This window comes from Lewinella sp. 4G2, from assembly GCF_001625015.1.
Taxonomy (GTDB): Bacteria; Bacteroidota; Bacteroidia; order Chitinophagales; family Saprospiraceae; genus Neolewinella.
In genome coordinates this window covers 1,057,011-1,078,371 of sequence record NZ_LVWJ02000014.1, presented here as the reverse complement: position 1 = coordinate 1,078,371, position 21,361 = coordinate 1,057,011, and the positions used below count along the sequence as shown (strand labels likewise).

12 protein-coding genes are annotated in these 21,361 nt (G+C 53.0%); 6 read left to right on the top strand and 6 right to left on the bottom strand.

From position 1 onward, the window contains the following. Window positions 1-88 precede the first annotated feature (88 nt). From A3850_RS20395 to A3850_RS05685, 5 genes are all read left to right on the top strand, one after another. Window positions 89-6,358, top strand: a complete 6,270-nt coding sequence (locus A3850_RS20395; RefSeq protein ID WP_231915285.1) for an RHS repeat-associated core domain-containing protein — start codon at window positions 89-91, stop codon at window positions 6,356-6,358. Continuing rightward, window positions 6,345-6,716, top strand: a complete 372-nt coding sequence (locus A3850_RS05695; protein ID WP_068214918.1) for a hypothetical protein — start codon at window positions 6,345-6,347, stop codon at window positions 6,714-6,716. Before A3850_RS20395 ends, A3850_RS05695 begins: the two co-directional genes overlap by 14 nt. Window positions 6,717-6,896: 180 nt before the next feature. Beyond that, window positions 6,897-7,067: a hypothetical protein gene (locus tag A3850_RS20125; RefSeq protein WP_157500921.1), complete on the top strand. Its 171-nt coding sequence runs from the start codon at window positions 6,897-6,899 to the stop codon at window positions 7,065-7,067. Beyond that, on the top strand, window positions 7,048-7,464 hold the full coding sequence (gene tsaE / locus A3850_RS05690; protein WP_068214917.1) for a tRNA (adenosine(37)-N6)-threonylcarbamoyltransferase complex ATPase subunit type 1 TsaE: 417 nt from the start codon (window positions 7,048-7,050) through the stop codon (window positions 7,462-7,464). The genes A3850_RS20125 and tsaE overlap by 20 nt, the downstream gene beginning before the upstream one ends. Window positions 7,465-7,472: 8 nt before the next feature. Beyond that, window positions 7,473-8,720, top strand: coding sequence for an alanine dehydrogenase (locus A3850_RS05685; RefSeq protein WP_068214916.1), 1,248 nt, complete (start codon window positions 7,473-7,475; stop codon window positions 8,718-8,720). A 496-nt stretch (window positions 8,721-9,216) separates the two neighbouring features. Here A3850_RS05685 and A3850_RS05680 read toward each other — a convergent pair whose 3' ends face one another. The 3 genes from A3850_RS05680 to A3850_RS05670 are packed head-to-tail and all read right to left on the bottom strand — an operon-like array spanning window position 9,217 to window position 11,962. Further along, a complete protein-coding gene (locus tag A3850_RS05680) occupies window positions 9,217-10,494 on the bottom strand; it encodes a TRAP transporter large permease (RefSeq protein WP_068214915.1) in 1,278 nt (425 codons plus the stop codon). Continuing rightward, window positions 10,491-10,988, bottom strand: coding sequence for a TRAP transporter small permease (locus A3850_RS05675; RefSeq protein WP_068214914.1), 498 nt, complete (start codon window positions 10,986-10,988; stop codon window positions 10,491-10,493). Before A3850_RS05675 ends, A3850_RS05680 begins: the two co-directional genes overlap by 4 nt. Next, window positions 10,988-11,962 (bottom strand): TRAP transporter substrate-binding protein, encoded by a 975-nt coding sequence (locus tag A3850_RS05670; RefSeq protein WP_231915284.1) that lies wholly within the window; start codon window positions 11,960-11,962, stop codon window positions 10,988-10,990. The genes A3850_RS05675 and A3850_RS05670 overlap by 1 nt, the downstream gene beginning before the upstream one ends. 258 nt (window positions 11,963-12,220) lie before the next feature. On the opposite strand from A3850_RS05670, the gene A3850_RS05665 reads away from it, so the two are divergent. Continuing rightward, window positions 12,221-14,941, top strand: a complete 2,721-nt coding sequence (locus tag A3850_RS05665; RefSeq protein WP_157500919.1) for a thioredoxin family protein — start codon at window positions 12,221-12,223, stop codon at window positions 14,939-14,941. A gap of 354 nt (window positions 14,942-15,295) precedes the next feature. Here the strand turns inward: A3850_RS05665 and A3850_RS05660 are convergent, their stop codons facing one another. The 3 genes from A3850_RS05660 to A3850_RS05650 form a co-directional block, all read right to left on the bottom strand. Further along, the gene (locus A3850_RS05660; RefSeq protein ID WP_068214911.1) at window positions 15,296-16,345 is read right to left on the bottom strand and encodes a T9SS type A sorting domain-containing protein; all 1,050 of its coding nucleotides are present in this window, start codon (window positions 16,343-16,345) and stop codon (window positions 15,296-15,298) included. An 11-nt stretch (window positions 16,346-16,356) separates the two neighbouring features. Continuing rightward, window positions 16,357-17,940 carry a hypothetical protein gene (locus tag A3850_RS05655; RefSeq protein ID WP_068214910.1) on the bottom strand — a complete coding sequence of 528 codons (1,584 nt, stop codon included), beginning with the start codon at window positions 17,938-17,940 and terminating at the stop codon, window positions 16,357-16,359. 555 nt (window positions 17,941-18,495) lie between these two features. Further along, window positions 18,496-21,267 carry a hypothetical protein gene (locus A3850_RS05650; RefSeq protein ID WP_068214909.1) on the bottom strand — a complete coding sequence of 924 codons (2,772 nt, stop codon included), beginning with the start codon at window positions 21,265-21,267 and terminating at the stop codon, window positions 18,496-18,498. Window positions 21,268-21,361: the final 94 nt, after the last annotated feature.

Here is a 21,361-nt window from a genome sequence, read left to right as displayed (position 1 = left end):
TCATCCTACTATAACCGCTGCTTGAAAGGTATCTATAAGTATTCGACTTAATAAACAGTTCCTCCGTAAGCGAACAAAAGAATTACCTATGCCCATTACTACATTTTTTTCAAGGCTCTGCTTGCTGATAATATTTGTGATCTTTGGTTCTCATGTTGTCTTTGCTCAACCAAGTGGGGGAGAATTAAATATTGGTGCCATTCAGACTCCAACCGCAGCGGCATTTGGTGAATACGTCGAAATGCCAGTTAGTCACTTCACGGGGATTCCACAAATTGCAATTCCGTTGCACACGCTAAAAGAAGGTGATTTGCAACTCCCAATATATCTTTCTTATCACGCAAGTGGACTGCGCGTAGCTAATCCCTCGAGCTGGACTGGAATGGGCTGGACACTAAATAGCGGGGGCATGATTATGCGCAGCAGAAGAGGAGGGTACGATGATGACAGTACGAAAAAGGGTTACTATTATCATGGACAAGTCGTTCATGATGGGACTCTGGAAATAGACATCCTAGCTTACGAAAGAGGTGAAGTAGATTTTGAGCCCGACATTTTTTCCTTTAATTTTTTGGGGAAATCTGGCAAGTTTTACTTTGATGGAACAAGTGAGAAAAGAATTGTGCTTTTACCGGATAATGATCTCATAATAGAGCCACTATTTCAAAGAGAATTTGGTACGATTAAGGGATTCGTCATTACGGGTCCAGATGGAACAAAATACTACTTTGGAGTTCCTAGTGATGAAATAACATCTGACGAGGTTCCGAAGATGGAGAGGACGGGAATGAATTTGGATTATTATTCGCCGCGAAGAGATTTGTCGCCGTGTGGAGATAGTTGGTTTTTAGTCAAAATTGAGAGTGCGGATGGCAACTACTCAATTGACTTTAATTATGAAAAAGAAAAATATAAATACTTAACAAATAGTGACCAAAGAGGTGTTTCAAATAAAGCATCAATTCTCAACCCTGACGGTTCAGAAACCGGGTGTTACAGGAGAACCGACTTCAATTTGGATTATTTGACTCCTGGCAATATCGGAGACTTAGAGAATAAGCCGATCAGTATCAACTATATAGAAAGCTACCGATTAGTTGGCATTGAAACGAAAAGCGGAACTGAATCTGTCTTCTTATCAGCTGAAGAAAACAGACAAGATTTATCAATTTGGAATAACTTCGATGGGTCAAGCCAACCGCCTAAGCGACTAAATAATATAGAATTTAGACAGAATAAGCAAGGTGACTTTTATGGTCTTTGTAAACAGGTGGCATTCGAGTACTCTTACGTGACTGGTCCAGCCACAGATGACGTAGAAAATGACAGCAGTTTAAAAGGACCTCATGACCCTACTTCTTCTTATCGTAAAAGACTAAAACTTGAGTCAATTCAAGAACAACAATGCGGAACATTCGGCGAAAGAACCAAAGTACCATCGCATATATTTGAATATTACGAAGGTGCACCATATCCTAGCTTATTGAGTAAGGCGATAGATCATTGGGGATTTTACAATAATGTCACTAGTAATGATGCACGATCTGGCTTGCTTCCTAGGGTTGTACCATACATCAATAGCGGTCTAAACCGAAATGTAGGTAATCTAAATTCAGCTTTAACTGGAACTTTAAAAAAACAAATCCTGCCGACTGGAGGGGAAATTAGTTATGTGTACGAACGACACAAAGCAGAAAATTCTGGTAATGATTTTTGGATTAACGATCTTGTAGGAGGTCTTCGTATTAAAGAGATAACTGCCAGTACTAATCAAATTGCTGGGAATTCCACTGTATCACGTTCATTTAAATACCAGAAGCCAAATGGAACTAAGTCAGGTGTCTTATTTAAGTATCCTAATTACAAAATTGATTATAATGTTGTTAGTTCACCGGGGAGTAGCTCATTATTGATCGAGGCTACAGACATAAGATCAAACTTTTATACCTCCCATACAGACTTTGATGGGCGACACATTTGCTACTCGCATGTTGAAGAAATTATTCCAAACTCTGGTTCTATAATTCGTGAATATTATATGGGGGCAATGCCGAATGGTAGCCCGCCAGAAGATCAACTACCACTTCCAACCTTACCGGATTTTGCGAGAGGACAATTAAAGGAAGAAAAATCTTTTAATGAATCAGGGCAACTGATTGCTAGAAAATCTATAGATGGCATCGAGGTAGTATATCCTGGCATTGATAACGCAGGCGCTGTTCTGTCTCTTTTCACTGTTTCTGAAAGTGGAAGCGTGTGTAATGGGGTTATTATTCCGCCCCGAATCTTATTAGGGCCACGTGGATATGGTATTAAAAATGGATTCTTCAAAGTCAACAGTAAAGTTAACGAAATTGATGGCGTTGCCAGTACCACTTCTTACAATTATGAATCCGATGTTTATCCAACATACCCAACCTCCATTTCTACTGAAAACAGTGATGGCAAGACATATCTAAAAAGATATGCTTATCCAGATGCATCTACTGATTCTGCAGCCCTAAAGCTCAAGGAGTTAAATATAATATCAACCTTAGAATCTAGTTTAGAAGTAAATAGCATTATGGTTAGCGGCCAGCAAAGCATATTTAGTCTGGATGCAGGGTTTCCTAGATTATCAAGAGTTAACAAGTATATCGCAACTGAAAGTGATGATGCAGTCTGGTCGGGAAGTTGGGAAGAAGAAGTGAGGATAGAAAACTACAAATACGGCCGTCCACAATTTGTAACATATAAAGGCTGGGATACAATTATATTTGATTGGTACCCCACTGGACTTGTAAAGTCAAAACAGTTTCTTGATTTTAAGGAGGAATACACCTATGTAACAAATTCAAATTTTCTTCTACAGCACATTAATGTTGATAGTTCAAAGATAAGATACAAATACGACGAATTAACAAGATTAGATAGCGTTACGGTCCTGTCTCCCAATGGTGGGATCGAAATAAAAAAGGACATTTCGTATGGCTATCATAGATCAGGAGTTGGAAACCGCGTGACCATTACGGATCAATATGAATTGACGGAAGACGTTGCCGAGCTTTGTGACTTTACAGCACAATCTGTAAGTCAATATTATGATGGCCTCGGGCGACCAAGTCAACAAGTGGATAGGTGGAAAATAAATGATCAGCAAGATCCAGAAAGTTTCAAGAGTTTGATCCAAAATGCAATTGAATACGACGAGGTTGGCAGACCTTATAAAAGATATGAAGCCTTTCCGTCCGATAGTGATTCACGTGCCTACGTCGATCCAACGGGTAATGATTACACATTGGTTGAATATTTTGCGGATCCTCTAGGCCGAGTACAATATACGACTATGCCGCAATGGTCAAGAAAACAGTATCAACACGGCTCAAACATCGATATTATTGAAACTCCACTTAACGATGTTTATCCCGTTAATTCTTTATTCGTAACTAGATTAATAGATGAAGAGGGTAAAATATCTGAGACTTTTGCTGATATTAGAGGACGGATAATTTTACAGCGTAGGCATAAAGGTGCAGATGATTTTGTAGACACCTACAGCACTTATGATCTTAAAGATAGGCTCAAATTTGTTTTCCCAGCTGGTGCATCATCTGCTAGCAATAATTTGTTCTATGGTTACACTTATGATGGCTGGAACAACCTTCTAAGTAAAAAATTCCCAGACCGTCCAATCGAGAATTACTATTATAACCAAAGAGATTTGCTAACCTATACCGAAGGTGAGCTTTATCCTTCCGGCTTAGGGTACTATTCAAATGTTTATGATGGCTATGGTAGAATTACAAAAACAGGTTTTACTAATACAATTAATGCTGAGAATGAATCTCGTGAACAAGACATTACAAATGGAAGTACAACGTCTTTATTTCAATATGGAAATACCAATTTTTTAAAGGACAAGGTAATTTCATCGTCGACTTTTAAGATGGATGGAAGGAACGTTGCAAATCATAGCTATACGACGCTTTATGAGTATGATACTTTTGGAAAGCTAATCAGTAAAAAGTCTAACCATCCATTGAATGACGATCAAAATAGCAGAATAGAAAAATTTGTAACTCACCCTAATGGAATGGTATTATCGTCATCAAACGCTGTTCATACGGATAAGAGATATCATCGTTCCTGGAATTCATCATCCGTTAATCGATCTGGTCGGGTAGTAAGCCAGTCTCACCGTCTTATTGATGGCATTCTAGTAGGCGCTATAGATACAATTGCTGAATATGATTACAACTCTAAAGGAGAACTTAGTACGAAGTTTTTGGGTGGGAAGAAGCAAACGCTACAAAGAGTTGATTACACTTACTTGCCCAATGGATTCTTGAATAGTATAAACGATGTGACCGCACGCGAAGATGACCTTTTCGGACTTAAGCTGCACTATTCAAATGGCGAAATCACTCATTCAAACGGAAATATATTAAAATTAGATCAGTTTGGAAGTGGCGTGTCTAATCTTGTGCAGGATTTCATATATGATAACCTGGACAGGCTCAATTTACATGAAACGAAAATTGATGGTATTGACTACACTGGATCGATCAACTATGACGATAGGGGCAATATTAGTAGTCTGTCACGGGCGGGTGTCTTAGAAGATGGTAGTAATAACTGGGTTGATTTACTAGAATATACTATTCATCAAAATTCAAATAAAGTAGCTTCAATATCTGATGGTACTGGGAATCAGGGTGATAGTGGGTTCAACAACTCTACTTCGGGCTTAGACTACGTTTATGATGAAAACGGAAATGTAACTGTTGATCCGACTAATTCTATTATAGTTGATTATAATTACTTAAACTTGCCATATAGATTTGAAAAATCAAATGGAACAACTGTTGATATCATTTATACCTCGACGGGAGAAAAAATTGGAGAAATCACCTCTAGTATCGATGGACAATCGACTGTCAGGACATATATAGGAGATATGGTTTTTAAAGAAAATCGGCTGGACTATGCACTTCATGCTGAAGGCCGTGTAGCCTCGTCAGGCTTCTACTCTTACGGCTTGCTGCGTGATTGCAATGAAGACAAGGACATACCAGATATTCCAGATTTTCCAGAGATTGAAGAAGATGATTTAAACATCTATAATAATCTTGGGGCATACGAAAATTTTCTTCCTCAAGATCGAAGCGTGTATAGAGGCCGAAAAACGTTGGCTACAGCAAGTGTGCCCATTACGAACCCAACAGCAATAACAGCAGAAAAAACGATTGAACTAAAAAGTGGCTTCTCTTCACAACTAGGCACTACATTCGCTGCGTTTACGGCTAGTTGCCCACAATCTGTCGATTGGATATCTGAATACAATCTCACCGATCAGTTAGGCAATGTAAGAGTTAGATTTGCTGATTGGGATCTAAACGGAAGTATTGAGGAGGAGGAAGTAATTAGTGAACATCATTACTATCCATTTGGGATGGAGATGCGGGGGGCTTGGAATGACAGCCAAACAGGAGTTGACGACAATCGTTATCGGTACAATGGGAAGGAGCTTAATGAAGACCTTGGACTGTATGCGTATGGCTTCCGGTACTACGATCCGGCCATCGGGCGCTTCACAGGCGTGGACCCGATCTCAGATCAGTTTCCACATGTGTCGACTTACAACTATGCTGAGAATGAACCTATCGCAAATATTGACCTGCATGGGCTGCAAAAAGTTAGAGCAGACGACGTTAGAGATTCAAATGGGAATGTAGGCCGACGAAACGTCTCAGCGTCTTATAATCAGAAGGTCATTAACTTATCTTCAAAACAAGGGCATGAAATAAGCGTCGGATTAGGTCGAGTCAAGTCCAGTATCGAGAGCTCATTTAGCGGTAGAGCACCATCTTATGTTCGGACAGACGATTACCAGCTAACAGATAGAAAAGTTACTGTGTCCGTAAAGACAAGGGTTAACCAAACTGTAGTCACGTCTCTGGACGATGTTTCGGACACTGACTTTTTAATGATTGTCGTTGATCAAGTTGTCAATAGTAACGAAGAGAACGTGCAGGGTTGGGGGGAGACTCCAGGCAATGTTACTCTTGTAGAAGCAGGTGAACTTACCGGGGAAAAAGGCGGTGAGTTAGGTGCACATGAGTTTGGTCACAATACAGGAGCTGATCACTCGAGTGATGGTAGCGGGCTAATGGGAGATCATCTAAATGGCAGTATAAGCCTCACGCGTCAACAGATTTTGAAGTTTATCCAGGACTTAGGTGGCACTAAAACACCAAAGGAGTTTGCAAATGGGCGACGCCATAAAACTCATTACAGAACACGTAGTCGTGCAAGAGATTTTTTAAACTCTCATGGGGAGAAGTATGACAGAAAAAAGGCGAAAGATGCTGGTTTTTAAAGGGGCGGACCTCGCCAAGTTCATTATTGTCATTGGGTTGGCATTAGCCATCGGATGTGCAAGCCAATCTCTTGTATATAACGGGGATAATGCTGTATACAAGACTAGCGCATGGAGGTCTGGTAAGGCCACCTTTTACGAGAGGTGTATGTTTTGTCATCAAACCTCAGAAAAAGATAAACAATTTAAACATTTATACAAATTAGAGGATTATCGTCGGCTTGATCGTTTAATCACAACCTTGTATGATGATGATCATATAGAGATAGGTAGCAGGTTCGATTCTTTATCTCTAGATGAAATGAACGAACTACTGCAATTTTTAGCAACACCGAAACGATATGATACCGCCCAATGAAAAACTATCCTCAGGCCGCAAGGCTTGACGGGTAGCGCCAATTGGGCGCACCCTATCTTAATCCACCCAGAAATACGGCGCCCGCAGAGAACCAGACGTCTCCTGACCACCCCGAAATTTTCGGAGACGACGACGGCAACTAAAATCATCACAACCCAAAAACACCACATCCCCTATCCGTTGGCTAACGACCAACTGGATACCCCCATCGTCACCTCTGCTAATTTCACCAACCCCACCCAAACGCCTACTGTCCCAAGCAAAACTTTTACCTCCCTCAACCCTACCTTCGCGCCCATCCCCCAAAACCCCGCACCCGCGGCAGCGCCCCATGCAGTACACGCTGAATGACCTCCCCACCATCGCCAAAAGCCTGCTCGATCGGTACCCGGCCGGGACCATCTACACCCTGGAGGGGAACCTCGGGGCGGGCAAGACAACCCTGGTGGCGGAAATGGCGCGGCAACTGGGGGTGACGGAGCCGACCTCGAGCCCCACCTTCAGCATCGTGAACGAATACGCCGCCGCCGACGGGCCGATCTACCACCTGGATGCCTACCGCTTGGGGGACGTGGAGGAAGCCCTGGCCGCCGGTATCGAGGAAACGGTGCACGCGGACGCCGTGGCGATCTTCATCGAATGGCCGGCCGTGTTAGAACCTCTCCTGCCTCCGGGCGTTGTCCACTTACGCCTGGAGCACGCGGCGGACGGACAGTCGCGCACGCTCACCATCACGACCGACCAGTAACCGCCAGCATGAGCAGCACCGATAAAGCGCCGGACCGCCCCAAAGTCTCCCTCCCCGACGAACTGACGGGCGGCTACGGGCAAACCCAAACCGAAACCCTGGCCGTGGAAACGAAACGGGAGGCGCTCTTCATCGGTATCCCAAAAGAAATTACGCTGCAGGAACGCCGCGTCGCCCTCGTACCCAGCGGCGTGAACCGGTTGACGAGCCGGGGGCACCGCGTCCTCGTTCAGACCGGCGCCGGCACGGCGAGCAACTTTACCGACCACCACTACAGCGAAGAAGGTGGCGAAATTGCCCACTCCGCCCGCGAGGTCTACACCAAGGCGAAGGTGATCCTGAAAGTAGCGCCGCCCACCCTCGAGGAGATCGACATGATGCAACCGGGGACGGTCCTGATCTCCCCCCTCCAGCTACCGATCATCTCGGCGGAGTACCTCTACCGCCTTAAGGCCAAGCGCATCATCGCCATCGCGATGGAGTACCTGCAGGACGACAGTGGTTGCTACCCGATCGTCCGCATCATGAGCGAAATGGCGGGCATCACGGCCGTACAGATGGCGGCCGAACTGCTGAGTGGCAAGGGCGATGGACCCGGCGTCCTCCTCGGCGGCGTCTCCGGCGTACCGAGCGCAAAAATCGTGATCCTCGGCGGCGGCGTCGTGGCCGAATACGCGACCCGCACCGCCCTCGGCATGGGTGCCGAAGTAAAGATCTTCGACGATAACATCCACAAACTGATGCGCCTACAGAATAGCGTGGGTCGCCAACTCTACACGAGCGCCTTCAACCCGACTTACCTGCGGCGGGAGCTCCTCACGGCCGAAGTCGCCATCGGTGCCATCCACGCTGAGGACGGGCGCACGCCGGTGGTCGTCAGTGAAGACATGGTCCGTGCCATGCGCCCCGGCTCGGTCATCATAGACGTGAGCATCGACCAGGGCGGCTGCTTCGCCACCAGCAAACTGACGAGCATGGACCGCCCGACGTTCGTCCGCCACGACGTTACCCATTGCTGCATCCCCAACATCGCCAGCCGCGTGGGCCGCACGGCGAGCATCGCGGTGAGTAACCTGATCGTCCCCATGCTCCTCAAAGCGGATGGCGCCGCTTCCATCGAGGAGTACATCATGCACAACAAGGGCATGCGCCACGGCGTGTACACCTTCAAAGGCTGCCTGACGAATAGCTATTTGGGCAGGCGGTTTGAGATGCGGTCGACGGATATTGGGTTGTTGATGACTTCTAGTATGTGAGGACGTTAGACTTTAGATTTTAGATTTTGGACGTAAGAGTGGTGGGTTGGGAGATTAGTGTTTGTTCTAGTGCTCATCTACGGTTTAAGATCGGGACCGGAGGTCCCAAACCGGTGTTGGAGGCCATCAAACAAGTAGAGTGGGCCACCTGACGGTGTGCCACCGCTACGCAGGCCGGCCCTTCGGGGCGGGCAGTCACGCAGCGCCGCAGGCCTCCCCAACCTCTCCCGCTCCTGCGAAAATCCGCCGATAGCCTCTAGTTCTCCCAATCTCTATTTCTCCTGCGAACAAATGCCACACAAGCAAGCGCCGCAGGCCTCCCCAACCTCTCCCGCTCCTGCGAAAATCCGCCGATAGCCTCTAGTTCTCCCAATCTCTACTTCTCCTGCGAATAAATGCCACACAAGCAAGCGCCGCAGGCCTCCCCAACCTCTCCATCCCCTGCGAAACAAACCGCCGGAAGCACACCACGCGCCCAGAAGCCACGCCTCCAACCTTACTCCCCCAAAAACAACTCCGGCAAAAACAAAGAAATCCCCGGAAACAACGTCACCAACGCCAGCACCACCAGGCTCACCAGCAAGAACGGGAAACCCGCCCGACTCACCGCCCCAATCGATACCTTCCCAATACCCGCCGCCACGAACAAGCACACGCCCAGCGGCGGCGTCGTCAAGCCAATCATCAGGTTGAGGAGGGCGATGACGGAGAAGTGGATCGGATCAATCCCCACCGCCAGGGCCACCTTTAATAAAATGGGGAAGAGGATGAGCAGCGCCGCAATCGTCTCCATAAACGTACCCACGAAAATCAGCAGCAGGTTAATGAGCAGCAGTACCACGTAAGGGTTATCCGTAAACGACAGGATCTGCCCCGACACCACCTGCGGTAATTGCTCAGTAATGAGGATATACCCGAACAGGTTAGCGAAACCGATGAGCACCATTAACGAGGCGGAGGTCTTCATCGAATCCAGGAACACCACGAAGGCGCGGCGGAAAGTGAGTTTGCGGTACACGAATACCCCCACCACCAAAGCGTACAGCACGGCGACGATCGAGGCCTCCGTCGGGGTAAACAGGCCACCGATGATGCCGTAGAGGATGATGACCGTCAGCAGCAAGGCCCAGAAGGTATCGATGAAGCCACGGCCGACTTCGGCGAGGGAACTTCGTTCGTGTTTCGGGTACTGGCGCTTGCGGGAGATGTAATAGGTATAGCCCAGCAAACTCACGCCCAGCAGGAAACCGGGGATGGCCCCCGCCAGAAAGAGTTTCCCGACGGAAAGGCCCGTCAGCGTCGCCGCAATGATCATCGATACGCTCGGTGGGATGATCGGCCCCACGGTGGAGGAAGCCGCCGTCACCGCGCAGGCAAAATCCGCGTCGTACCCCTCCCGTTTCATGGCCGGGATCATCACCGAACCGATGCTGGCCGTATCGGAAATGGCCGTCCCGGAAATCCCGGCAAAGAGCATGGAAGCGGCAATGTTGGCCAGCGCCAGCCCACCGCGGATGTGCCCCACGAGGTGGTTACAAAAAGCGATGATCTTCTCCGTAAGCCCGCCACTGTTCATCAGGTTACCGGCCATGATGAAGCCGGGGATGCTCAGCAGTACGAACACGTCGATCCCGGAGTACATCTTCATCGGCATCACGATGAGCGGCGTGCCCGTCGCGATTAGGTACAACAGGCAGGAAAGCCCGAGCGAAAAAGCGATCGGGAAACGCAGCAGGATGCAGACGGCGAAGGTGAGGAGTAACACTAAGATCATGGCGTCCGCTTTGTGGCCTCCACCGCCCGGGGCCGCCTACCAATTGTCCGGACGAGCCGGTCTACCGCAAAAATGAGGACGGAGAGGCCCAGGACGAGCATCCCCACGAACGGGATGGCCATCGGAAACTTCAGGCTCGGCGAGCTTTCCGCCCAGCCCATCCAGGTGAAGGCGGCGGCGTACACCGTGAAGAGGGCGAAGAGCACGACCGTCAGGGCATCGATCAACAAGGCCAGACGGTGCTGCCAGCGCGGGCTCATCCGTTGAAAGAAGAAGTCGAATTGCACGTACTCCCCACTCCGCAGCGCCGGACCGGCCGCGCACCCGATGGCCAACACAAAGAAGACTCGGGCGGCCTCTTCCGTCCAGGACGGCGCCGTCGGCAAAAACAGGCGCGCAAAGATCTGCACCAGGATGGCAGCGACGAAGCCAACGGTGCTGAAGAGGGTAGCCCACTTCAGCAGCGTCCCGATAATTTTGACGAAGGACCTCATTACAGTGTGTCTTTCAGCGAACGGTAAACGGCCTGCATCTCCGGCGAGAGGGTATTGTAGATAGCCAGGCCGTGCTTTTGTTTGAAGGCTTCGCGGTCCACCTCCACGAAGGTCATCCCCTTGGCTTCCAGTTCGGCGCGGACGAGGGCGTCGTTCTTCAGGAACAACTTCCGCTCGTAGGTCTGCATCTCGGCGGCGCACTCCAGGAAGATCTCTTGCAGATCCGCCGGCATGGCCTGGAATTGCTTTTCGCCGATCACGGGGTAGGTCCAACCGAATACGTGGCTCGTCAGGTTCAGGTAGTCCTGCACTTCGTAGATGGCGAGCATCTTCGTCAGTGGCAGGGGGTTCTCCTGGGCGTTGATGACGCCCTGCTGGAGGGAGGTGAATACTTCTGAGAAGGCGATGGGCGTCGTCTTGGCTCCGAGCGCGTCCCAGGCCGTTACGAAAGCGGGGATGCTGGGGATGCGGATGGCCAGCCCCTGCAGGTCGTCCGGGTGTTTGATGGGCCGGTTCGACGTCAGGTGGCGGGCCCCGGCCTGAAAGTAGGCCACCGGCCGCAGGCCGGTCTTGGTCACCATTTCGGAACGGATCCGCGCCCCGACTGGCCCGTTCAGCATGGCGTCGACGTCCTCCATACTGTCCATCAGGAAGGGCATTTCGCAGAAGGTCATGATCTCCGTCCAGTTGCTGAGCAGGGCGCTCGTCGTCGTCATATCGATCACCCCCGCCTGGATCATCCGGATGGCCTCGATCTCCTTCGCCAATTGCTCGGACGGGTAGATCTGCAACTGCATCCGCCCGCCGGACCGCTCCTCCAGCTCATCCCCAAAGAAGCGCAGGGCCTGGTACCAGGTGTGGTCCTCGGCCACCAGGATACTCGCCCGCAACGTGATCTCCGCCTCCCCCGCCGGCTTGCAGGACCAGGCTCCGCCGAGGGTGAGGCACATAAATAAAATGGATAAGGCACGCATAGGGGTAAGGTAACGCATTGAGGTGACACCGGACCCTGAAAGGGTCCCCCCTAGCCCAGGGTCCCAAGGCCAAAGGCCGACGACCCTGGGTTTTCGTGTACACATGCCCTCTCCCCCAGCCCCTCTCCAAAGGAGAGGGGGGATAGCCCCCCATTAACAGCCCCTTATACAACCATCCCCCACCACTACGTTATTTTTGCACCGGCCCCGCGGCAGCCCGCGTTTTCCCTCCGCCGCCCGGCCCCTAAGCGAATCCCAATGATGTCCAGACTATTCACGTTCCTCCTTTTACTCACCTCCCTGGCCGCTACGGCGCAATTCGCCAGCCCGATCTCCTTCGAGACGGAGGTCGAGCACCTCAGCGGCAATGAGTTCCACCTCATCGTCAAGGCGTTGCCGGAGGACGGGTGGAACATCTACAGCCAGTATACGCCCGACGGTGGGCCCATCCCGACCTCCTTCACCTGGGCGGAGGGCGACCACTACGAGCTTATCGGTAAGTCCCTCGAAAAGGGGCACAAGAAGGCGGGCATGGACGAGATGTTCGGCGTTGACGTCATCAAATTCCTGCCCGACGAACCGACTTACTTTATCCAGAAGGTGCGCGTCATCAACTACGGGGAGCCCATTCGCACGACGATTGAATACATGTGTTGCGACGACGAGCAGTGCCTCCCGCCGACGGATGAGGAGTTCATCTTTGAGGTCGCGCCACCCGCTCCTGATCGGGGCGCCATTACCCCAATTACTGAGCCCGTGGTGGCTCCGGAAGCCCCGTCCACTACGAGCCCGGCCCTGCCGGCACCCCAAACTAAGCCGGTCATTACTCGCCCCGCCGATCCCCAACCGAATGAGCGGACGGCTACGGCTCCGAAGGTATCCACGCCTGCTCCCCCTAAGCCGGCACCCGCGGCAGCGCCCACTCCGGAGGAAGACGAGCAAGTAACCGAAGCGGCGTTCACCCCCGGCCCCACCCTCCGCGCCGCCGGACCCGCTGCTTCCGAGAACGACCCCGTGAGCTGGGTTTTTGAGGCCGAGCCCGTCGCTGAAAACGAGTACCTCGTACGCATGATCGGCACCCTGAGCGAGGGCTGGACGACCTACAGCAAGGACGTGGACCCCACCGTCGGCCCCAGCCCCACCGAGTTCTTCGTAGACGAAAACGACGGTGTAAAACTCATTGGCGACGTCACCGAAACGAGCGCCACGCTCAAGACCAAATACGATAAGGCCTGGGACGCCAAAGTTGCCAAGATCGTGGGCGGCCAGGTCGTCTACGAACAGCGCGTCGACGTCAGCAAAGCGGACGTTGTGGACGGCTACGTCTACTACCAAACCTGCGACGACGAGATCTGCTTCCCGCCCAAAGAAGTACCCTTCCAACTCGATCTCTCCGGCGCCAAAGCCGTAGTCAGCATCGACGGCGTAGCAGGTGGTTCGGGCGCTGCCGCAGGTGCCGGGGAAGAGGGTAAAACAGCCGAAACCGTAGGCCTGGGGATCGGCGTCGCCTTCGATGCGGACCCCATCGGCGCCTGTAGCGTCGGCGAAGAAAAGACGGTCAACAAAGGGCTACTCAGCATCTTCGGGCTGGGCTTCCTCGGTGGACTTTTCGCCCTCATCATGCCCTGCATCTTCCCGATGATACCGCTGACGGTCAGCTTCTTCACGAAGAGTGGCGGCACGCGGGCGCAGGGGATCCAGAAGGCCGGCCTCTACGGCTTCTTCATATTCCTGATCTACGTACTGCTGAGTGCACCCTTCCACCTTATCCAAGGGCTGGACCCAGGCCTGCTGAATACGATTGCGAGTAGCGTGCCGCTGAACGTGGCCTTCTTCGTGGTCTTCCTCTTCTTCGCCGGTTCCTTCTTCGGCTTCTACGAACTGACGCTGCCGGAAAGTTGGTCCAACCGCGCCAGCAAGGCGGAGGGGACGGGCGGCATCGCCGGCATCTTCTTCATGGCCCTGACGCTGGCGTTGGTGAGTTTCAGCTGTACCGGGCCGATCCTCGGTAGCCTGCTCGTTGAATCCCTCTCCGGTGGCGCCTGGCCACTGACGGCGGGGATGGCCGGGTTCGGCGTGGCCCTGGGTCTGCCGTTCGCCCTGTTCGCCGCCTTCCCTGGTTTCCTCAACAGCATGCCGAAAAGTGGTGGCTGGTTGAATAGCGTAAAGGTCGTCCTCGGCTTCGTGGAAGTCGCCCTGGCCTTCAAATTCCTCTCCAACGCCGACTTGGTGGGCGAGTGGGACTTCCTCAAAATTGAGCCCTTCCTCGCGATCTGGATCCTGTGCGCGGTGGGCATCGCCGCCTACCTCTTCAAACTGATCAGCTTTCCACTGGACAGCAAGAAGCGCAAGATCGGCATCGTCGGTAGCGTGATCGGAGCCGGCTCCGTCGCCCTGGCCGTCTACCTGGCCATTGGCCTGACAACCACCCCCGAAACGGGTACCTACCGAACGCGGAATCTTCTCAGCGGCATCGCGCCGCCGGTCTGCTACAACTTCTTCGCCGGCTGCGATAAGGACCTCAACCTGACGCCCTTCAAATCCCTCGAAGAAGGCCTGACCTACGCCAAAGAGGTCAACAAACCCGTGATGCTCGATTTCACCGGCTTCACCTGCGTCAACTGCCGCAAAATGGAAGAGAACGTCTGGACGGTCGACAAAATCAACCGCTACCTCACCGACGAATACGTTATCGTCAGCCTCTACACCGACGACCGCTCCGAACTTCCCGCCGAAGAACACGTAGAAGTCGATCGCCTCGACGGCACCGGCCGCACCAAACTCATCGACCAGGTCGGCGAAAAATGGCACTACTTCCAGCAGACCGTTTTCGCCCGCTCCAGCCAGCCCTACTACGTCCTCGTCAGCCCCGATGGAAAGACCCTGAACGCCCCGGTCGCCTATACCCCCGACGTAGATGAGTACGAGAACTTCCTGAAGTGTGGCCTTTCTACGTACCGAAACCTAGAGTCGAAGTAAAGAATTCCCCAGAAATTCTAACGCGCCAGACCCTGAAAGGGTCCCCCCTAACCCAGGGTCCCAAGGCCGAAGGCCGACGACCCTGGGTGTGTATGTACGTGTATATATAAGTGTACGTATATGGATGTAGGTATGTGGGTGTATGTATGTCTATAACCCCAGACTACCGATCCCGGTAGGGATCACCATGATAGCCCGGGATCAGGATCGACCAAAGGTCGATTCAGATCCCGGGTTTTCGTTTATAGAACCTACGCCTACACCGCTATACATGACGTCGTGTATCCCTCTCCCCCGGCCCCTCTCCAAAGGAGAGGGGAGACGTGATAGGCGTTTCGCGTATAGGAGTCTAACCTACCGCCCCCGCACAACAACCCGCGTCTCAACCCCACCAACCGTCTCAATCCGCAACCCGTAAGCCCCCACCGGGAAGCCACTCAGGTCAAGCTGATTCAAGTTAGTCGTCGTAAGCTGCCGGCCCTGTTGGTCCAGTAGCGTAACCGAGACCAATTCCTCCGCCGTCTGTACGGTGACGAGATCCGTAGTCGGGTTGGGGTAAACGGTCAGGCTGGTGGCCATGGGTTCAAAGGCAATTGTTTTGACGGGTGAGTATTCCGTATGTCCATCGAAGTCAATAATGTGGAGGCGGTAGAAAACGGTCCCGGCGTTGCGCACGGGCAGGGCAATGTCTTTATCGTAAGCGAGGTAGTCGAGCGCGGTTTCGCTATTGCCATTCGCATCAACGGTGGCGATGACGGTCCAGTCTTGCGTATTGGTGCTCCGTTCTACTTCGAAGTGGGAGGTGTTCTCCTCGCGCTCCGTCGTCCAGTTCAGGGTAGCGGAGGCGGCACCGACGCGGGCAACGGCGAAGTCCGCCAGTTCCACGGGCAGGTTGGCCGAGCCAACGATGGCTGGCGTGAAGTCGGGGCCAGACATGTTAAGATTCGGGATGTTTGCGTTGAAGGGGTTAGACCCCAGCGCACCGATCGCCACGATCTCGTCGGGGCTGGCGTCGCCGTCAAAAGTGGCCGTGAAGATCTCGATCCACTCATCCCGCTCCCAGTCGGCGAGCAGAAATACGGGGGCTACGCTGAGGGCGAAACCGACGAACTCATCGTCACCATCCACCTGTTCTACGCTGGCGCGCTGGATGCCGTAGCCACCGGTATTATCGAGAGAAACGTAATCCAGGCCAGCCGCAGCGGGGTAGCGGAGGTCCACGGTGAAGTCCAACAGGGCATCCGTCACCGCCATGGGGTTGGGGCCGGCGCCGACGAAGCGAACGTCAACGGCAACCAGGCCGGGGCCGGCCGTGCGGGCGCGGATCTCGTAATCCTGGGCGAACAGATCACCAGCAAAGGCACTGGCCAGGAGAAAAGCAAAAAGTAGGTAAGCGTTTTTCATAGTTGATTTGATTAATCGATATGGGATTGAATGACCTTGGTGGGGGTAGCGAAACCGACGTTCAGCAGTACCGAAGTCCGGTCGCTTCCACCACCGTTGTAAATGGTATTTCCGTCCAGGTTGATGTCTTCGTTGAAGTAGCCGGACGTAGTGTTATTGGAGGTCGCAAAGCCGACGCGTAGCAGGATCGAGGTCCGGTCGTTTCCACCGCCGTTGTAGGAGACGTTACCGCTGCCATTGGCATCGCCGGACCACATGCCGGCCACGCCGCCGCTCAGGGCTTTGGTGGGCGCGTTACCCGTTACGGATGGGTTCGAGTACACGTTGGCTCCGTTCGTGAGGTCAACGAAGGGCGCGTTATCCGTAGTGAAGACGGCACTCGTTCTGATGGGGAGGTGGTTGCGGTGGTAGATAGCAACGAAGGCGGATTTCGGCGCATCCTTAAAGGAAAGGAAGCTGGAGCCGTCCGGCGCCACGATCGATCCGTCGGACATCAGGAAACCACTCCGTACGCTCTCCACCGTGGCTGGGAATACGGCGTTGCGGAGTTCCACTTTCACCCAGTCCACGGCGCCGGTAGGTATGGAGGGCGCTGTCGCGGGTGCATCGGAATAGGGTGAGGCGAGGGGGATGAGGCCCGCATCGGAAAGATTCGTCCGCATCATATTGGCACCGTTGATGTAACTACCCTGCAGATAAACCTGCGGGTCCACTTGGCCGTAGAAGTTGGTCCCGGTGAAGAAAGCGGTGCCCGCCGTGATCGTCCCCGTCACCTCTCCGGTAAAGAAACTCGTTTGGCGGTCCGCATCGTCGTAGGACCACTGTCCACTAGAGTAACTCGCTCCCTCCACTTTGGTGATGTCGCCCACCACCGAGCTAAATCCGTAGTTGGAACGGACTGCATTACTGTACGCTGCGATTCCCGAAGCGACAATTTCGTTGTGGTAAGTCAGGTAGTCCGTAGCGTCAGCGGGCAGATCGGGCGCTGGGCCCTCGCGGTGGCGTACACGAATGTTTGCCCCCGGCACGTAAAGAAGACCGTTGACGTTCATTGTCAGGATCTTGTTGGTCGTCGAACCCAGGGGAAGGGAGAACTGGGAAGCGGGGAGTGCTTTTTCTACAAAACCCGTCCCGGTAGTAGAGATGAAGCGGTTACTGGCCCCACCCGTAACGGTAGTTGCCGCGCCGAGGAATAAGTCGGAATTATTGATGTCCAGCCGCGTATTATTGCCCCCCGTAAAGCTGAGCTCTTCCGTCACCGTGACGTCGCCGGTCAGGTCCACCTGCGCGTTCGTCTTTCTGACCTCCAACCTCCGAATGGGCGCGCCATTCGGATTGAAATTGGAGTTGAAGCTACCGATGAAGGCCACCACACTCTGGTTGCCCGTAGCAATCAGGCTAGCGTTATTGGTAAAATTGCGCTCGACCTCCAGAGTGCCGGCGTTATTGATCGTACCGGAAGAATTCGTCAGAGCGCCCTCCACGGTCAACGTGGCTCCCTGTTCGATGACAATGGTCGCCCCGTTGTTCGTCAGCTGCGCCGAAAGGCCACCGCAGACGAGGGTGAAGAGGAAAAAGAGTAGGCTGTGTTTCATAGTGAAAACTTGAGTAGCGTGAGCTAATTAACTAAATTTCAACTGCTTACGCAAATAATTATGCGTCAATAGCAGTGACGAATAGCGGGGTAACCTCTTGGGGGTACGTGCGTCTATGCGTTGGAATTGGTGGGTGTTACAGTTGTTGTAGAATTATTTTGTGTTTAGTTATCCGCCGCAAGGACCGGACGCTCGCAGGACCTCCTTCGTCGGACGCTACGAGGACCTAGAGATTATAGTTATAAATCCCGTTACTTCCCCCTAGGACCTCGTAGCGTGGTCGGATCGCGCGCAGCAAGATTCGAGCTCCTGCGAGCGTCCGGTCAGCCGTGGAATTTGCTTTTCACCCGGACGCTCGCAGGACCTCCTTCGTCGGACGCTACGAGGACCTAGAGATTGATAGTTATAAATCCCGTCACCTCCCTTTAGGACCTCGTAGCGTGGTCGGATCGCGCGCAGCAAGATTCGAGCTCCTGCGAGCGTCCGGCGCTTAAACCGGGTGAAAACCAAACCCCGACCGGAGGTCGGGGCTCCAAACCGGAGGGAGCACTACCCCTACTCCTCCCTAACCCGCACCGCCGCCCCCGGCCGCACGACCATCATCCCACTCTCCGTATCCAGCGTGCGGGTATAGAAGTTCGTAGCGTTGGCTTCGAGTAAGCCATCCGTATCCAGGCGCGTCTCCTGGATTACGTTGAGGGCCTGGCCACTAAGTTCTACCTGGCCACCCAGCACGCGGAGATTTTGAGCCGTGAGGGAATCCAGCAGATTAAGCGTCCCCATCTCCGTGGTATTGATGAACCGGAGCTCCCGCGCCGATCGGTCACCAGCTACCGTTACGACGTTGGCACCGGGAAAGAAACTGTTGTTGTCGAATACTAACCGGGTGACCAATTCGGGGTTACGGTTGGCCGGGCAGCCACCGGAGAGGCTGGACCAATTCTCCCGCGTGGCAAAATCACCGCTACCGGCGATCCAGTACAAGTTAAGGGCACCGGCGCCGGAACTGAAGTCGATACCGGTGACGTTGCCGGCATCGGTTGCCTCCGGCGCGTTGACGATGCCGGCGGCCGATGCTTCAATGTCTCTGAACTCTACCGGGCCGTCGATGCACAGGTTACCATTCGGCTTACGCAGTTCGGCGGTCGTTCCAGGGAGGAGGGATTGTACGTACGCCGTACCGGACCCTACCCGGCTTGTGATGCCCTCCGATACGGTTAACCCGCCACCCGGGGAACTGAACGCCCCTCCGGGAGGATCCACTAGTAGCGTTCCGACATCAAGAAAGATCAGTTCGTTTACGGTAAGAGAGTCATCGAGTCGGACTGTTGTAGCGCCGATGGACAGGTTACGCATCGTGATGGGATCCAGACTTATCCTCGATGCAGTAGGCCCCCGCACCGTCACGTCGTACAGTGCGGGCACCATGGCGATCAGGCTATGCGCATCGATGCTACTTTCACCGGGCTGGACGGTGACGAGGTCGTAGGGGAAGCGCTTAAGGATGCAATCCCCCGCAACGGTGATGGCTGAATTACCAAGATCGTAGGTGGTCGGTACCTCGCCGGAGGTATTCCAATAGGAGGTGGTTACGGGTTTACCTTCGGTCCGGAGCGTCCCCCCCTTCACAGAAATTTGGTCGCAGTCGAGCGAAGTCCTTAGCTCCCAGGATCCAAATTCTCCCGCAAACCTCAACCGCGGTAGGCTGACGCCATTCGTGGTGATCGTATTCTGCTGAGTAGAAGAGAATGTGAGATTATTCAGGCCCACTCCACTTACCGTTGCCGAAGCGTCCAGTTCCAGGCTGCCGGTAACCAGCAACTCACTCCTTACGGTAGGGGCGCCGTCTAGCCGCAGTTCGAAACCGTCTTTGTTCGTCCAGGTAAGGTCTTTGCAGGCAGCCGTAAAGTCACTGGGGATGCGGATGTCGCCGCGTGCATTTTTATTGATGAAGACGTTGTCCACTTGCGAAGGGATGCAGCCGTTACTGCTGCCACCCACGATGCGCCAGTTGGTTCTGTCCGCCCAGCTGCCCATCTGGTTTGCGGTGCCGATCCATTCGTAATCCAGCGAGGTTGGAGGATTGGTGATCGTCCAGCCCGTAGAGGACCCCATCAACTGGCCGTTACCGAGCCGGAAGGTGGCGCCGCCCGTCGCCACAATGTTGTCGAGTATGGCATCGGATAAGTTCAGCGTCCCTGAAGGTCGGGTCCACTCGGCCGTCGGGCGGAAGCTGCTTTCGAACACGACCCTTTTATCGCAGCCGTTGATCAGGGGTGTCTTTACCGTTCCGTTGATCGTCATCGTGTTGAACCGCCCGTTGCCCCCGTTGAAGCGAATCACGGAACCGGGGTTGACGACGCGCAACTCCTGCTGCACCGTGAATGGTCCTGCTAATTCAGTGATGCCAGTATCCTCAATGGTGATCTTATTCAACTCGCAATCAGTACAGAAAAAATTGTAGTGATTGATGGTGGAGGTGCCCGGTGGCGGATCATCAGAATATTCCGTCAGAATCAGTTCGTCGTAGATAAAATTGGGGCCATTTAACTGGGAGGGGCTCCCCTCAAAAAGCTGGGCACGGATCGTATGGGGCCCGTTTACCGTGAGGGAGCCGTACGTCAATTTGGAATCCCACTCGTCCACAAAAATGGTAGACCCCGCCGTATTGAATACTTTGGTTAGTGGATTACTACTACTGGCGTTATCCCTGAAAAATAGCCGCTCTGCCCTTACGTCGTGGCCATTGCTGTTCCATACTCCACCGTACATCCGTAATTGCTGGCTGGCTTCCAGGTCATCCAGCTGTTCGTAGGTAGCATTTTCGTCTAAGAACTCTACCCGCTTCAGGTCCTCACCACTGGTCGTAATCTCGTGTATCCCCGGCCCAGTGAATTTCCAACGAACATAGTTATACGCGGGAGATTGGTAGTCGAGGCTGATGGCCGTATTCAGCGTGAGGTCCCCAAATACGTTCATGACCACTTGGGCCTGGGTACTGCTGTTCTCCTCGAACTGCAGGGTGAAATCTGTTTTGTACGTCACCTCCAAATCGAAAACTGCGTACGTACCGGCGGGGATGTTGATGACGTCGAACTTCTGCAACCCGGAATTTAGGTCGATCACCGCTCGGGTGTCTTCATCCGGAATCGTACTACTGAGTGCATTAGGGTTCCCCGATACCTTCGTCCAGTGGCTCGGGTCGTCCCATTCCCCCGCGCCACCGATCCAGTACAGGCTGGTTTGGGCACTTAGGCTGGTGAGGATAAGAAAGCAGAAAATGGTGAGGAGCCGGCGCTGAGCCGCACGGGGATTGTTTGATGGCATGAGGAAACGTTTGGAAGACTGGAAGTAGCTTCGCAAAGTTCCTGGGTGTGGGGTGGGTGGGGGCTACCCGTTTGGGTGGTTTTGGCCCGGTACG